Source organism: Burkholderia mycopellens (genome assembly GCF_964265025.1).
Taxonomy (GTDB): Bacteria; Pseudomonadota; Gammaproteobacteria; order Burkholderiales; family Burkholderiaceae; genus Burkholderia.
Genome location: NZ_OZ183803.1, coordinates 2,946,525 through 2,962,681 on the forward strand (window position 1 = coordinate 2,946,525; position 16,157 = coordinate 2,962,681).

Below are 16,157 nucleotides of genomic sequence, written 5' to 3' on the forward strand. Positions count from 1 at the left end.
TGTGCGACGCGAATCGCGAGGAAGTGCCGGCCGCCGTTCGGGTTCGACACGCAGCGTTCGATCGGCCGGTGTCACCACGATAGAGGCACGGCCGCCAATCGGGTATGGAGCAACCGGCGAACGCGCCATTCGCGAAACGCAAATAATCGGGGGCGGTGCCAGAAAGGGGCGACGGGAAAGCGCGAAGCGAACGGGCGCGGCGTCGAAGTGACGCTCGCGCATGCGTCACCGGGGAATTCCCTCATGGACATCGGGGCATCCATGCGAGGCGCCATTCACGCCATGCCCGCTCACGATCACGCAAAGCCTTCGCGAACCATGCAAGAAGAAGCCGCTCGCCGGGTAGCGGGAGGCGAAGCAAACAGGGGCAAACCAAGATGCACCGGACGAGCACCAGCGCAATCCTGTTCGCCTCACTTTCCGACACCGCCATGCGACGCAGCTCGTCCAGACATGGGATGAATCTCATTTTTTACACATTCCATTCAATTTATTTCGACGAAAAATAAATTACCTCACCCCGTCACACCGATAAATTCTTATCCAAAATATTTAAACCCATTACCAAATACAAATTCCCGCACCTTGCAAAGAATGTCACATACAGTCTCCTCAAAATATAAAAGCCATCTCTAAATATCAAACCATTTCTCATGGCAAACAAGTTTGATATTCTTCACCGCGAATTTTCCATAACCTTCTTTTTATTTACCTGAAACCCCAATTCGAACCAGTCCGAATTGAGAACGAAAATAACGAGATTGCGGTGATGTCGATAGAAAGTACATTCCGAAAGTTTGCGTCCGGTCTGATTGGCGGTAACAAGCGGCCTGTCGATCTCTATTTCGGGCTGGCGCAACGCACGGTCGGCCATCTGCTGACGCTCCAACACGCCGATATTCGCGAAGGGTTGATATCGGGGATCGACGGGCAACTGACCTGCGTGTCCACGCACGCTCATCTGTCGCCTGCGCTGTTTCTCGGTCTACCCGTGTCGGTCCGGCTGACGACCGATCGGGGTGGCGTACGAGCGATCAATGCGATCGTGCGCGACGTGCGGGCCGGTCAATCCGACGGTGAACTGACCGTGTATCAATTGCACGTGTGCGACGCCCTGTCGCTGATGGACCGTCGCACGAACGCCCGCATGTTCCGATCGTGCAGCGTGATCGAAATTCTGGCGACGCTGATGAATGAGTGGAAACAGCGCAGCCCCGCCCTCGCGCAGGCATTCGATTTCGACCTGTCGGCATTGCATGCCGAACGCTATCCGGCGCGCGAACTGACACGGCAGGTCAACGAATCCGACGCGCGCTTCATCCGGCGTCTGTTGCGTCGAGAAGGCATCACGGTATTTGCGAAGGCGGGACCGATCGGCGGGGCGAGCGGCATGCGCGACGAACGCCCGATGCACACACTCCAGTTTTGCGATGATCCATATCGGCTGACGGAAGCGCCGGCCGGCACCCTCCGCGTCCATCCGCGCGATGCGGGAGTCGAACAACGCGACACGGTGACGCTCTTTGCATACTGCCAAAGTCTGTCGTCCGGCAAAGTCAGCCGTCCGTCGTGGGATTACAAGAAAGCCCGTGTAGACGAATCCGCGACCGTCACCGGTATCGATCAGGGCGAGTCGGGGAACGACCTTGCGCACCTGCTGACCGACGTCGCAATCGACATTCCGCACGTCGGCGATTCGTGGAGCGATCACGATCGCATCACGCGCGACCGGATGCTCGCGCATCAGTTCGAAGCCATACGCCACGAAGGCATCAGCAGCGTGCGCGACATGCCGGTCGGTCACTGGTTCACGTTGACCGGCGATCCCGAGCTGGATATGAAGCCCGCCGATCATCGCCAGTTTGTCGTCACGTCGGTTCGGCACGATATCTGGAACAACCTGCCGAAGTTCCTGGCAGGTCGCGTGAACGGGCTGTTCGCGGCAAGCCGTCACCTGATGCAAATCGTTTCGCCGGCGCCAGCCGATGCATCGGAACGGATGGACACGCGCTATGAGAACAGTTTCACGTGCGTGCAACGCGGCGTGCCGCTCAAGCCTTCCTACGATCCGGGAATCGATGTGCCGCCGGCCCACCTGCTCACCGGCACGATCGTCTGCACACAGGGAGAGGAAGTGTTTTGCGATGCGGCCGGCCGCGTGCGCGTGCAGATTCACGGCTACGACCCGGTCGATCACGCCCACGCGCAAGGCGCCGGAACGACCGGCCTGGCGGGCGACAGTGCGCCGATTCGCGTCGGAACAAGTCTGGCGGGGAAATACTTCGGCGCGCTTTTCCTGCCTCGGGTCGGCATGGAGGTTTTGCTGGGCAGCCTGTCGGGCGACCCGGACCGTTTGGTGATCATCGGAATCCTGAGCAACGGCGCGAACCCGCCCACAACCTTCAGCGATACCGGCTCGCTACCCGGCAACCGCTACTTGTCCGGAATCAAGACCAAGGAAATCAAGGGCCATCGGTATAACCAGCTTCGTCTGGACGATACGCCGTCACAAATTTCGGCGCAGTTGGCAAGCGAACACGCGCACACCCAATTGAATCTCGGCTATCTGACGCAGCCCCGTCATGATGGTCAAGGGCGCGACCGGGGTGAAGGCGCGGAACTGCGCACCGACGCCGCCGCGGCGTTGCGCGCCGCCCAGGGCATCCTGTTGTCGACCTACGCGCGCACACGCGCGACCGGTGGTCAGCTCGATCGCGATGAACTGATCCGCTTGCTCGACCAGTGCACCGAGTTGTTCGAGTCGCTCGGCGATTATGCCGGCCAGCATGGCGGGCACGCCGTCGATACCACCGGGCAGACGACGCTCGCCGAGGCGTTCCGCAACTGGACACCTGGCGACGCAGCGTCCGGCACACCCGGCGACGCGTCCGCACTGATCGCGTTCGGCGCGCAGGACGGATCGCTGAGCGTCACTCCCAAAACACATGTGACGTACGCGGGCGAAAACATCGATCAGGTTGCTCGGCAACACGTGCAGCTCTCCAGCGGCGAGACCATCAATCTGCATGGCGGCAGTGGCGTCGCGATGTTCGCACATGGGGACGGCGTGTCGGTAATCGCGAATCAAGGGAAAGTGGCCATTCAATCGCAGAACGACGACACGCAAATCGAGTCCGGCAAAAACATCCAGTTGACTGCGGCCGACGGCAAGCTTGCCGGCACGGCAAGCGACGAAGTCGTATTCGTCACGTCCGGCGGCGCATATCTCAAGCTGCATGGTCGCGATATCGAACTGGGATGCCCCGGCAAGTTCACCGTGAAATCGGACGGTCATGCATGGGACGGCCCCGCAAGCATGAGCGTCGACCTGCCGACCTTCGATCAACGTACGCTCGGCCGCGTCCCGAAGCTGATCCGCCCAACGGACGGTAACGCGGCACCTGGGTTCGAAGGACAGATTCGAAAGGCATCGGGAACACTGTCGGATCTGACGACCGACATGGCCGGGGAACTGCCGGCGATCGATACCGACCGATTCGAGAGGCTGGCGGTCCAGTTCACCAAGAAAAATGTCTAACGCAAGCATGGGAGTCCGGATGACTGATTCATCTCCCAATCCTCGGCCGGCTGCGGATTTCCCCCCCGACGAGCATGCCGCGAAGACCGACGTGCCCGACGCGGCTACGCCGCGCCCGGAATCACCGCAGATCGTCGTCGGCCGGAGCGAAGGGGTCGCGATGTGGACGAAAGGCACGCGGCTAATCTGTATCAAGCAACTGCCGTTGCCCGGTATCGTCATCTTCGTACATGGCGTGAACTCCGAAGGCGAATGGTTCGAGGCCGCCGAGCGGGGGCTGTGCGACGGCCTGAACCGCCGGCTCGGGCGGCTGGACGATCAGTTGAAGTATCGCGGCATCGATGCCGGGCAGTTGGTGCCGGCGAAGTACACGGAAAGCGTGACGCCTGACGGGTTCCTGAATCCGAAGCTTTGGTCCGGCAATTACATCCAATCTGATTCTTCCTTCTCGCCCGTCATTCATTTCCGATGGGGCTATCGCGCGACCGCCGAGGAACTGAAAGAGTACGGCGACAAGATTTTCCTGAACGAAAAGGACTATTGGGGCGGCGGTCCGTTCACGAACGGCTGTGCGAGCCTGCCCGATCTCTGGCACGGCGGACTCGACGACCGGGCGGCCGGGTGGATCACTGTGCAGGGCATCAATCCGACCAACCGGCCGCTGTATCGCGCGCCGCCCCGCGCGTATGGCGTGCTCGCGGCGTTGCGCCTTGCGAAGTTGATCGAGTCGATTCGCCGCATGCAGGCCGACGTACCGATTACCGTCGTGTGCCATAGCCAGGGCAACATCGTGGGCCTGACGGCGGCATTCTTCGGCGATGCGCTGCCCGATGTCGAAGATCCGTGGGGGCGCAACGGACATTGCGTGGCGGACGCCTACGTGCTGGCGAACGCGCCGTACAGCCTTGCGCGTGCAGACGGTCCGAATCCATCCGATACGTTCATGGATACCTGGTCGCAACGCGCGACCAAGGACGGCGAGGGCCGTCGCGGACGGCAGACCTACGCCGCGCGCACGAAAACGTTCGGCAAGTTTCTGTCGATCATCCGCACTCGAAAAGCCTACGAACGCTCCGCCGACAAGATCGATGAAGACATGGCCAACGAACGGGTGTCGCCGACCAGCAAGAGGTCGTATGCGGCACAAGAGGATCGGGTTCGCCATGGCCTGAACGAATCGACGTATGGTCGCGTCACCGCGTATTGCTGCCCGCACGACCAGGTGATTTCAGCGGTCACGGTTCAAGGCATCGGCTGGCGCGGCATCGACAAGAACGAGCTGCACGATATCAGTGTCCCCGGCGTGCTGACGCAGCGCGTCTTCGCCTCCGGCTTCCCCGTCGGCGTGCAGACACCCTATCGGTATTGGGAGGATGACTGGCGGCGTGTCCAGAAGGGAAAGACGTCGGGATTCTGGTATCCGCCTTCTCCGCCGGCCAGGTTCAATCTCATCGGTGCGCTCAAAGGAAACGAATCCGTGTTCGGGGTGGCGGCCACGCTTGCAACCGCGCCGCTCATGTTCGTGATGACCGGGATCAGTTCGGCCTTGAATATGTTCCGCGTGAACGCCGATCCGCCGAAGGGATGGACCATCGTGGCGGACGCCCCGGCACTTGACGAACCGTTCCCGCCGAAGGCATTGCGGTTCGGCAAGGAAGTCGAAACGAAGGACGGCGACGCGGTGAGCGACTTCAACGAAGGCAACGATCCGCCGGCCGCATGGCGCGAAGCGAACAAGGCCGATGCGGACAAGCGGGCCAATGATCCGTACGACCAGTACCAGCCGAAGAGCCAGGATAGCGTCGCGCAAGGTACGGCAGATACCGAAGCCGCGCAACGCTACGAGGATCGCGCGTTGATGCGGATGGAGGCACGTCGAACGCTGAACACCGAATGGCTCGATAGCGACGGCCATGTGATCGGCGAGGACGGCAAGAGCGCCATGCCGGAGGGTTACAAGGAATGGCGCGACAAGCAGATTGTCGACTGGCTCGATCGCGGGGCGACCAACAGCCCGACGAATCATTCCACGACGATGACGAATCCGGAACATGCCGAAAAGGCGCTTGCGTATGACGTTGCGGTGGGGCTGTGCTACCTGACTCCCGATCAACTCTATGACTTGAGAATTGAGGCCGATTGGCGGATGGGGGACGGGATTCCCTTAGATCATCCGAACAAGAAGTACGTCGACTACTTCTCGCGTGGTCAACTCGACGATTTACCGATGCAGGAGTGGGTACATGCGGAGAAAAGCGAGGGAAAAATACCCGACGCGATTGTGGACGAACGTGAAGGTGAGTTCTATCTGAAGGTCGGGGGGTGATTTGAAGACGCTAATCGCCACACGGTCGAGACGTGCCGCCGTCGCCGTTTCGACATGGCTGATCACCACCGTGCTCATGGCCTCGCTGATGACGCACGTCGAACAACCCGATCCGGCACATTTGGAAATAGGAGATTGGATGAAACGATTCGTTGTAGTACCCGGTCTCGCTGTACTCATGGTGTTTCTGTTCACCACCGCCCTGATGCGTCCAGCACAAGCCGTGCCCGTCCGAGAGCATACCGCGCAAGCCGCAGAAGAACCGGCGAAGCCATTCGTCGCGCAGGTTGTTGGCCTGATGTGGTTGAATCCGTTGCAACGCATGGACTACCCGACCGAATGGCAATTGTTGTGGGCACAAGAACTCTCTGTTCCAAACAAGAATGACGATATGGTTCGCACCGACCCGAAGTCCTTTACGAGCTTGCAGCCCGTAGCGGGTATCGCATATGGCAACAGAGGCAAGGAAACGTTTAGAGGCTTCTATTGCAAGTACATGTACAAATTCCCTCTGCTGCTTAGCTCACGCTATGCGTCCAACCCCAAATACTTCTACACGGTGAACCCCAGCGATAAAGCGGACTGGCGCGAACTCGCGGGCATTCGTGTTGAACTGGCCATTCCGAATCGACTCGAAGTTGGCGACTCGCAAAGCTACTTGCGCGATTCGATTCGAAAGACGTTTTTGATCGGCAACCCGCATTTCCGAGAAATGTGGAGCCGCGACACGCCCCCTGATGTGCAAATCACGCAAGGCGGCGCGAACGCTGGCTTTACGTCGCTGAACAAGGCACTGGACTATTTGCAGGCGAACCCCGACAAGACCGTATGGGCAATAAACTGGGACGCGCCAAGCTTCCCGCCCACCGACGCGCAGATCAACGAGAACCTCGTCGTGCTATTCCTCGCCGGCCCGAACTTCAACACGCAGCGCGAACCGCTCGCCTGGATCGGCAAAGCCGCAACGGGCAACACGCAAGAGTTTTCGCCGAAGGTCGGCACGACGCGCGCCGTCCAGGCATGGAAGGCAACCATCGACCAGGCGGCACGCAATGCCGGCGTCGCGGTCGCGAACCTGAGTTACATCGTCCACGACGCAGGCGCAGGCAGCGATGCAGCGTCGTCACGCGTTGCCGCGCTCGCACAGACGTTGACGGAAACTCTTCCTGAATACGACCACCGAAAGCAGACATTCAACACCGCTGCCCGACTCGGCGACATGGGCACCGGCAGCGCATTGACCGACGTCGCGCTGGCAATCGGCCGAATCAACCACTTCGGCGGCAACGCCCTGATCGCCGGCACGACCGACCCCGAACATCCCGTCGCGGTTGTCGTCATGCCACCGTCGAAACTCACGCCGATCGATCCCGACAAGGATTGGTTCCGCGCGCGCGGTGGCAACAATGCCTACCTGCCGTGGTGGGGCCGCCGGCACGATACCGATTACGGCATGCAGGGCTATTCATGGTGATGCGAACCGACGCGACGGCACGTCGCGTGCGAACGCGAGCTCCGCGCCAATCATTCAGGGGATGAGTCATATGCGAGGAATTATCCGGGTCGGCGACGTACATACCCACGGCGGCCGGGTCGAATCCGGAGCCGAAACGAGCAAGGTGATGGGGCGCTCGGTCGCCCGCATAGGCGACGTGTGTTCGTGTCCGATTCACGGTACCTGCACGATTGCCGAAGGCGACACGGCATTCAAGGTCGAAGGTCGCGACTCTGCCTTCGATGGTCACAAGACTTCATGCGGCGCGACCTTGATTTCTTCACTTCACACTTCCGGGCGAGTTTGAATGCAAAAGACCCGACGCATGACTGCCGAACAGTTCCGCCTGTTGCGCATGCAAAATACACGAATCAAGCCCTTGAACCAGTGGGCCCTGCACGAGATTTTCGTCAAGGGTCGATCACAACGGGCTGTGGCGGCGGAAGTCGGCATGACGTGTTCCGCGATGTCGCAGCTTGTACGGAAGGTGTGGCAGCGGTATCTGGAGCTACCGGGAAGCTGCACGCGCCTCACCACCCTCACGATCACGATCCCGGCCAGATATGAGCCCGCACTCCAGGCATGGGTGCGAGATGCATATCGATTGGCGAACCAGAATGAACAAGATACGGCGATCTGATCGATTCCCGCCCCGCATAGTGGCAACACAGCACTTCGACGACGCCGAAAACAGGCGCGGCATCCATCTTTCAAATGCAGGGCTGGGACCGGCCATCATCAAGGGTATGACCGTGACGATCGGAACCCGAAAATACGCTGGTCTCGGTCCCGTATCTGGTCGCGCGTCCAGTCCGATGCAGGTATCGGTGCCACGGGATGCTTCAGTACCGGCTGGCCGCGCCCCGACGCCCCGTTGAAAGCCGGCGAGATCGTACCGCGTCTGGCCTTGTCGGATAAGGCGTCACCTCCATGCTTGCCCATCTTGCTCAAGTTGCTGACCATGAACGATATCGCTATCGATATCCAGTACGAATCCGTGCACGGAACGGCGTTCTCCTCGACACGAGACGTCGGCATTCGCGATCCCGACGCAACCCAGATCGCACGCCAATATGACGACATCGAACGGCGCATTGCTGCCCTGATCAAGGGCATGGATGCCGTGCGCGCTCCGCACGCGGCGTCCTCTGCGCAGCCCTGAATGCTGCTCGCGGCACTGCCGATCGCGTTTCGTGTCGGCGTGCCGGCGCCGCCATCCGGCGCTTGCCGCAGCCTCGCCGCGATGCGCGGCAAGCCAGCCGCTTCGGGGTGGTTGATACGGCCAGTTGCCTTCGCATCGTGCTGCCCTCGGCAGCACGGGGCGGGGCGGCCTCATCGGCGATTCATTGAAAATTCAACGCAGCGGAGACCACGCTTCCGGCAGGCAAATCGTCGAAGTAGCCCGCTCGATCTGCTGCGGTCCGCCCTTGGGTGGCCAAAGCCCTTCGGCATAGTGGCGCGCCCGCAATGCCATGCGCTCCTCCAGGCTCGAGAACCCCCAGATATGAGCAATGCGAGGCGGGCCATCCGTCGCGTACATGTTCGCGACGAGATGCGACGTATAGGCTTCGGCCGGGCCGACGGCCTGCTCCCACGCGGCGATCGTCGGCGCGATCCCGGCCGGCTTGAGCCAATAGCGGCGAAGTTCGTAGAACCTGCCGAGTGTCGACGGCTCGATCGCGGGCAGGAACGGAAACAGTTCGTAGGTTTCCATGTCGAGACCGACGTCGTCACCGTCGATATTGAACGGCCCGCCGCTCATCAACGCACGACGGCGCTCCTGCTGCAGTTCGCCGACATCGTCGAAGCCTCGCAACACGACGATCTGCCCCAACTCGCCGATTTCCGAACGCCATGCGCCGAGGAGACGCCCCCCAGCCCCCGGATCCGATACCCATCGATGCGCACCGGCGGAAACGGCATCCTGCGCCAGCAGCAAACACGACAACGTCGTCAGTTCATACTGCATCTCGACCATCCCTCGCAAAATGGGCTGCGGACACGCAAATCGCACCCGCCAGCCACAAGAAAAATAAATTCCCCCAATCCACAATCGGATAAAACGTTATTCCATATCAAGCTGAATCGACAGCCCACTTTGGATCCTTTTTCCCTTCTGTCCCCCGTATCATTTCTCCCATTCCGAAAGAAACGAGCATGAGAAGGACATGAGCGACACCACCACGCTGCACTACCTCGATTACGCCGCCACGACACCCGCCGATCCGCGCGTGATCGACGCGATGACGGCCTGCCTCGGCTTCGACGGCATCTTCGGCAACCCCGCATCGAGCTCGCATGCCGCCGGCCGGCTCGCGAAAGACAAGGTCGAGCAGGCACGCGCGCAAGTCGCCGCGCTGATCGGCGCGGATGCCGACGAGATCGTCTGGACCTCGGGCGCCACCGAATCGAACAACCTCGCGCTGAAGGGCTATGCGGAACACGCGACCGGCAAGCGCCACCTGATCACGAGCCGCATCGAGCACAAGGCCATTCTCGACACGATGGCGAACCTGTCGAAGCATGGCGCGTCGGTCACGTTCCTGACGCCCACGCGCGACGGCGAGATCACCGCCGACGCAGTGGCTGCCGCGATCGGCCCCGACACGGGCCTCGTGTCGCTGATGCTCGTGAACAACGAGCTCGGCACGCTGACCGATATTGGCGCAATCTCGCGCATCGTGCATGACGCAGGCGCGCTGCTCCACGTCGACGCCGCGCAGGCGCTCGGCAAGACGCCGATCGACGTGCGTGCGCTCGACATCGACATGCTGTCGATGTCCGCGCACAAGGTGTACGGCCCGAAGGGCATCGGCGCGCTGTTCGTACGCCGCGACATCGCGAACCGGATCGCCCCTCAGATTCATGGCGGCGGGCATGAGCGCGGCTTGCGCTCGGGCACGCTCGCCACCCACCAGATCGTCGGCATGGGCGTGGCATGCGAACTGGCCGCGGAAAAGCTCGACGGTGAAGCCGCCCGGATCGCGGCGCTCGGCGCCCGCCTGACGGACGCGCTGTTCAAGCTCGGCGACGTCACGCAGAACGCGGCCGGCGCGCGCCGCATCCCGCACACGCTGAGCCTGACGGTGAATGCGCCGGGCTTCTTCCCGTTCATGCTCGGCGACGCGCTCGCCGTATCGTCGACGTCCGCCTGCAACTCGACCAGCGGCGCACCGTCCCACGTGCTGACCGCGATCGGCCTCGATGCGGAAGCGGCAGGCCGCACCGTGCGCGTGAGCTTCGGCCGCTTCACGACGGAGCAGGACGTCGACTTCGCGATCGCCTGTTTCCGCCACGCGATCGAACAGTGTCGCGCGACGGCGGCGAACGGGTTCTCCGCTTCACGGCAGATCACGCCGGCCGACCTGAAGGCGATCCGCAACGCCGGCTTCCGCTCGGTGATCTGCAACCGGCCGGACGGCGAAGGCGACGACCATCCGGCGTTCGACGACATCGCCGCGGCGGCCCGCGAACTGGGCCTCGAAGCGCGCTACCTGCCGGTCGAGCGCGACCGCATCGGCGACACCGAGATCGATGCATTCGGTGAACTGGTCGACACGCTGCCGAAGCCGGTGCTCGCGTACTGCCGCAGCGGCAGCCGCTCCGGCATGCTGTGGAATCGCCTGTGCGCCCGACGTACGGCGCTGGCCTCGGCCTGAACCCGGCACGGCGCCGCTAACGCGGATACTCCAGCAGCAACGCCACCCAATCGGACGTCGCGCCACCGTAGCGTGATGCGATGTCCTCGAGCACGCCGGGCAGCACCGCATCGCCGCGCCGCCCTTCCGGAATGACGATGGGCGCGTGCCCGACGCCCGCCGGCTGCGTCAGTAGCCGCAGCCCGTGCTTCGACACGACCTCGTGCGCGTCTGCCGTCAAGACGACATCGCCGCGCCATGTCCGCGCCCACGCATCGGCCGTCAGCGCCACGGGCAGTTCGTCGAAGCCGCGCTCGACCGGCAGATCGAATGTCTCGTGCCGCCAGAACGCCACTCGATTCGCCAGCGCAGAGAGCGTCGTGCGCGCGCTCAGCGCGAACCGGCTTCCGTCGTGATGATCGCTCCAGGCCTGCACACCAATGCTCCGCGCGGTCTCGCGCGCTGCCTCGGGCCCGGCCAGCGCGCTCAGCAAGGCAAGCGACGCAGGCAGCGACGCCGACACGCCGCTCGTCGTCATCACGTTGCCGTCCATCACATAGCGGCGATCGTCGACCCAGGTCGTATCGGCAAAGCGGCGGCGCAGGCCGTCGCGCGAATACCAGTGAGACGTCGCGGCACGATGGCGCAGCAGGCCCGCGTTCGCGAGCACCTCCGCGCCATCGCAGATCGCGACCATCGTCGCGCCGCCGGCGGCCTGCTTGCGCAGCCATGCCAGTACGGCCGGGCTGTCCGCGCGGTGCAGCGCGGGCACGATCACCACGTCGGCTCCCGCCGGCGTTGCGGCATCGAACCGTTCGAAGGTCGCGTCGGCCAGCATGCGCAGCGCGGGCATCAGTTCGACGGCCCCCGCATCCGTCGACACGGCGACGACATCCACCGCGCCGGACGCCTTCAGGATCGAGTAAGGGACGACGAAATCGGTCGTCTCAGTGCCTGCGTTGTCCGCCACGATCGCCACGAGCGGGCGCGCGCGGCCGTCCTTCGGCGCGGCCGTCGTCAGCGTCTGCATCGGTGTCTGCATCGGTGCGCCTGCCGCCGCGGCGCAGGCCGTCCCCGCCGGCCATGCCCACATGCCAAGCAACATGCACGCAAGCAGCGCCATCCACGCGCGTCCTGCACGCCGTCCCGCTCTTTCCCGCATCGTCCACCCCGCGTCATTCGATTGCATGCCCGGGAAATTACAAGGATCATGCTCGCGGTCACAAGGACAACTCCACCGCACTTTCCGCCATGCCCCAGCCCCTGCAACCGGTACGCGACATCGTCGTGATCGGCTTCGAAGGCGTCCAGTCGCTCGACATCACCGGCCCGATGGAGGTATTCGCGATCGCGAACCGCTACCGGCCGGATCACGCGACGCCGTATCGGCTGACGCTCGCGTCGCAGGACGGCGACGACATCGTCACGCACGCGGGCTTGCGGCTCGCCGGCACGACCGCGCTCGCGGCACTGCCCGGGCGGATCGATACGATCATCGTCGCCGGCGGCAGCGAAACGGCGCTGCGACACGCGGCGTCCGACGCCGGCGTGCTGCCGTGGCTGCGTATGCGGCTCGCGGGCACACGGCGCATCGCGAGCATCTGCACCGGCGCGTTCGTGCTCGCCGCGGGCGGTTGGCTGGACGGCCGGCGAGCGACCACGCACTGGAACCAGTGTTCGACGCTGCAAGCGCTGTGCCCTGACGTTTGCGTCGAGCCCGACGCGATCTACGTCAGCGATCCGCCCTTCCATACGTCGGCCGGCGTGACGGCCGGCATCGACCTGTGTCTTGCGCTCGTCGAGGCGGACTGCGGTGCGCCGACCGCCGTCGCCGTCGCGCGCGAACTCGTGCTGTTCCTGCACCGTCCCGGCGGGCAAGCGCAATTCAGCGTCGGACTCGGCACGCTAGCCGACGCGACACCCCGCATGCGCGCGCTGCTCACCGAGATCGCCGACGATCCGACCGGCGATCTCGGCGTCGCGGCGCTGGCCGCACGGATGCACATGAGCGAACGTACGTTTGCGCGTCATTTCCTCAAGGAGACCGGACGATCGCCCGCGCAGTTCGTGCTGGCCGCACGCATCGAGCGCGCGAAGGCGCTGCTCGAGCGGGCCGACTGGCCGCTCGAACGCATCGCCGAACGCTCGGGCTTCGGCAGTGTCGACGCGTTGCAGCGTGCATTCGCGAAGCAGGTCGGCGTATCGCCGCGCGACTATCGCGCACGCTTCGGACAGCGACGCGACAAGCTGCAGGCGGAATAGGCCGTGCACCTTCCGGCGGCCGGTGCGAATCATCCCGCACCGGCCGCCGCCCTGCCTGCTACGTGCTACGTCACTCGTCCTGCTGTTCCTGCTGCGCCTGCACCTGCCGCTGCTGGATGAACTGCCGCACATCGCTCATCGTCACGCGGCCGGTGTGCTTCGTATCGATTTCATCGAAGTGCTTCGACACGAAACCGAGGCCGTTGCTCTGCGCCTGCGCCTTCGTCACGGCCGCGCCGTTGCTCAGCACCGTATTGGCGCCGAGCCGCGCATCGACACGCTGCTGCGCCTGCTGTTGCAGCGTCGCGCCGGTCGACGGCAACACCGGCGCCGCTTTCGTGGCAGGAAAGAACGGACCGTCGACACCGTGCCCGCCGTGCGGCAGCTTCACCGGCGCCACCGCCTGCGGCGGCAACGCGTAGGCACTGCTCATCACGGCACCGAGGACGATCAACGGAGACATACGCCGCATCAAATTGATTAGGGACATGATCACTCGCATTCAATGGATGAATAGAGGGTTCCTTTGACAAGGAGTCCGTCGCTCAGGGTCGCTCAAGGGGCGGCCGCCAGCGTCGTCGCGGCGGTTGCGCCCGGGACGCTGCCGGTCGGTACGCTCGGCGGGTTTTCATCCGGCCACGGCGGCGGCAGCGTGTGCAGCGTCAGCGCCGTCGGAATCCGCGCGCCCTTGTAGAACGTCTTCAGGTCCCGCTTCATCTGCGGCCGGGCGACGTCGTCCAGGTAGATCATGTGGCCACCCTGGAAGAAGTTCACCTGCAGCTTCGGATTCAGGCCCTTCACCGTCTGCAGCCGCGCGAGTTGCTTCTCGGTGTTGAAGAACGGCGTCGCGAGATCGTGGAAGCCATTCTCCGCGAGCACGCGAAGCTTCGGGTTGAGCTGCAGCGCACCGAGCAGATCGGGGATCGTGTCGGGCATCGGCTGGCCGTCGTGCGAGAAATCCCAGACCTCGATGATGTTGTCGTTCAGCGGCAGGTACGTCGCGTTCGGCGCGGTGTAGCCGAGGTAATCCGGCATCTGCGTCGCAAGCGCGTTCGTGAACGGCTGCGAAATCAGGATGTCGGACGGGTCGCCGTCGCTCTGCAGCCGCGGATCGGCGTTCGGCAACGACACGCGTCCGTCATACCGGCCGATCGTCGTCCCGGGCAGCAGGCTCGTGCCGAACGGATTCGCGTTGAAGTAGCCGCGCAACGCCTGTTGCGTGAGGCTCGACGGGATCGACCACAGCTTGAGCGTCGCATCGCTCGGGAACACCGGCGTGCCGAGCGCATCCGGAATGCCGAGCTGGCTCAACACCCACGACTGCGAATACTTCTGCAGCTGGTTGTAGATCAGCGTCGTGAACAGTTCCGTCTGCAGTGCGTACAACCCCTGGTTCACCGGCGCCGGGGAAACCTGGTTGAAGTACGCCGCGACCGCCGCATAGCCCGGCAGGTAGCCGGCCACGGTATCGGTTTCGAGCAGCAGCCCCTCCGTCGACTGCGTGATCGCCACGGCTTCCACCGCATCCGCGAAGTAGTTCAGGATCGACGACTGCAGCACGATGCCCGTCAGGTGCACGCCGGCCGATTCGAGCGCCAGCGCGAGCATGTCGGTACGCGGCGTGCCGTACGATTCGCCGTACAGGTAGATCGGCGACGTGTTGCGGCTGTTGACGTTCAGGTAGCGCTGGATGAAGTCGCGCATGATGTTCACGTCCGCATCCGAACCCCAGTACTTCTGGTTGGTGTTCGGCAACACGGCTTCCGACAGCCCGGTGCCGGGCGGGTCGATGAACACGAGGTCGGTGGTGTCGATCAGGCTTTCGGCATTGTCGACGAGCGGATAGTTCGGCCAGTTGTTGCCGAACAGCGGATCGGGCGTGGCCACGCGGGTCGGCGCGAACGAGCCGAGCCGCAGCCAGATCGACGACGAGCCGGGGCCGCCGTTATAGACGAACGTGACGGGGCGCGGCTTGCCGTTCGTGCTCGGCGCGGTGTAGGCGACATACGACATCGACGCTTCCACATTGCCGTTCGCGTCCTGCGCGGTCAGGTGGCCGGTAGTCGTCGTGTAGTTGACGGTCGTGCCGCCGTTTTTCCACTGGTAATGCATGACGGCCGTTTTCTCGGACACCTGCCCGGGGGCGAGGCCGTCGGTCGCATTCATCGAATACGCGACCGGGTCGACGTACGGCTGGTTGGCCGGCGTCTGGCCGGCCGCCTGTTGCGCGCTGGCCTGCTGGCTGGCGGTGGCCTGCGCGAGGCTCGACGCACCGACGGACGACGAATCGTCGCCGCCGCACGCCGCGAGCGCCAAGGTCATGACGGTCAATGCACCTAGCCCGGCCAACCGGCCGTGACGGCCACGGCGGCTGCCGGTACAGCTCCTGTCTGGTTTCATCTCTGTCCTTTGGTTCGGATACCGCATCACAAAGGCCGCCAACGCCTGCGAAACGCGCAGGCCGACCCGCCACTCGCGTTGCACGGTCGGCAGTCGGCGGTTGGGGATTGGACTTCTAAGAGACTGAACTTGATACAGACACAGCAAACTGCTGGCGAGAATGGTGCTCGGACGCCCCCTGCAGTTTGGACAACTTTTATATGACCCAAATTTACGACAACACAAAAATAGGCGGTGCTGCGCCGCGTTGTCAAAGATCATTCGGATATTAAAAATCCCGCAATGATGCTAACGGCCGGCAGTGTCTGGCAATTGAAAGAAAGCGGGAATATTCGTGCATTGCACGTTTTATCGACAATAATCCACCGAATCGGCGGTTTTTATCGCACGACCGGCAATCCTTTACTGGCGCCGGCATCGCGCCTCGAAAGCCTTCAGATCGCCGGAATTATTCTTTCATTTTTATTATCGGCGATCGATTAATTCGGCTCGACATCA

13 protein-coding genes are annotated in these 16,157 nt (G+C 63.1%); 9 read left to right on the top strand and 4 right to left on the bottom strand.

The annotated features are described in order from the left end of the window. Window positions 1–769 precede the first annotated feature (769 nt). The 6 genes from ACPTTC_RS31415 to ACPTTC_RS31440 all read left to right on the top strand — a co-directional run bounded on the left by ACPTTC_RS31415 (window position 770) and on the right by ACPTTC_RS31440 (window position 8,521). Window positions 770–3,538 (top strand): type VI secretion system Vgr family protein, encoded by a 2,769-nt coding sequence (locus tag ACPTTC_RS31415; RefSeq protein ID WP_423395745.1) that lies wholly within the window; start codon window positions 770–772, stop codon window positions 3,536–3,538. A 160-nt stretch (window positions 3,539–3,698) separates the two neighbouring features. Beyond that, window positions 3,699–5,864 (top strand): T6SS effector phospholipase Tle3 domain-containing protein, encoded by a 2,166-nt coding sequence (locus ACPTTC_RS31420; RefSeq protein WP_423395746.1) that lies wholly within the window; start codon window positions 3,699–3,701, stop codon window positions 5,862–5,864. Between the two features lie 139 nt (window positions 5,865–6,003). Next, the gene (locus ACPTTC_RS31425; RefSeq protein WP_423395300.1) at window positions 6,004–7,338 is read left to right on the top strand and encodes a virulence factor; all 1,335 of its coding nucleotides are present in this window, start codon (window positions 6,004–6,006) and stop codon (window positions 7,336–7,338) included. 70 nt (window positions 7,339–7,408) lie between these two features. Then, window positions 7,409–7,666: a PAAR domain-containing protein gene (locus ACPTTC_RS31430; protein WP_423395301.1), complete on the top strand. Its 258-nt coding sequence runs from the start codon at window positions 7,409–7,411 to the stop codon at window positions 7,664–7,666. Further along, on the top strand, window positions 7,667–7,999 hold the full coding sequence (locus ACPTTC_RS31435; protein WP_226199021.1) for a TrfB-related DNA-binding protein: 333 nt from the start codon (window positions 7,667–7,669) through the stop codon (window positions 7,997–7,999). It abuts the gene before it with no gap. 321 nt (window positions 8,000–8,320) lie between these two features. Next, window positions 8,321–8,521, top strand: a complete 201-nt coding sequence (locus tag ACPTTC_RS31440; protein ID WP_423395302.1) for a hypothetical protein — start codon at window positions 8,321–8,323, stop codon at window positions 8,519–8,521. Window positions 8,522–8,713: 192 nt separating this feature from the next. Here ACPTTC_RS31440 and ACPTTC_RS31445 read toward each other — a convergent pair whose 3' ends face one another. After that, a complete protein-coding gene (locus tag ACPTTC_RS31445; protein ID WP_423395303.1) occupies window positions 8,714–9,337 on the bottom strand; it encodes an NIPSNAP family protein in 624 nt (207 codons plus the stop codon). 190 nt (window positions 9,338–9,527) lie between these two features. Here ACPTTC_RS31445 and ACPTTC_RS31450 point away from each other — a divergent pair, with 190 nt between their 5' ends. After that, window positions 9,528–11,018 (top strand): aminotransferase class V-fold PLP-dependent enzyme, encoded by a 1,491-nt coding sequence (locus ACPTTC_RS31450; protein WP_423395304.1) that lies wholly within the window; start codon window positions 9,528–9,530, stop codon window positions 11,016–11,018. A gap of 16 nt (window positions 11,019–11,034) precedes the next feature. Here the strand turns inward: ACPTTC_RS31450 and ACPTTC_RS31455 are convergent, their stop codons facing one another. Then, window positions 11,035–12,159, bottom strand: a complete 1,125-nt coding sequence (locus ACPTTC_RS31455) for a DJ-1/PfpI family protein (RefSeq protein ID WP_423395305.1) — start codon at window positions 12,157–12,159, stop codon at window positions 11,035–11,037. An 89-nt stretch (window positions 12,160–12,248) separates the two neighbouring features. Here ACPTTC_RS31455 and ACPTTC_RS31460 point away from each other — a divergent pair, with 89 nt between their 5' ends. Further along, the gene (locus ACPTTC_RS31460; protein WP_423395306.1) at window positions 12,249–13,259 is read left to right on the top strand and encodes a GlxA family transcriptional regulator; all 1,011 of its coding nucleotides are present in this window, start codon (window positions 12,249–12,251) and stop codon (window positions 13,257–13,259) included. 70 nt (window positions 13,260–13,329) lie between these two features. Here ACPTTC_RS31460 and ACPTTC_RS31465 read toward each other — a convergent pair whose 3' ends face one another. Further along, complete coding sequence (locus ACPTTC_RS31465; RefSeq protein ID WP_175957229.1) at window positions 13,330–13,761, bottom strand: 2-oxoglutarate dehydrogenase; 432 nt, start codon at window positions 13,759–13,761, stop codon at window positions 13,330–13,332. A gap of 53 nt (window positions 13,762–13,814) precedes the next feature. Beyond that, entirely contained in the window at window positions 13,815–15,659 is a 1,845-nt protein-coding gene (locus ACPTTC_RS31470; RefSeq protein ID WP_423395307.1) for a S10 family serine carboxypeptidase-like protein, read from the bottom strand. A gap of 234 nt (window positions 15,660–15,893) precedes the next feature. On the opposite strand from ACPTTC_RS31470, the gene ACPTTC_RS31475 reads away from it, so the two are divergent. Further along, complete coding sequence (locus tag ACPTTC_RS31475; RefSeq protein WP_423395308.1) at window positions 15,894–16,142, top strand: hypothetical protein; 249 nt, start codon at window positions 15,894–15,896, stop codon at window positions 16,140–16,142. Window positions 16,143–16,157 lie beyond the last annotated feature (15 nt).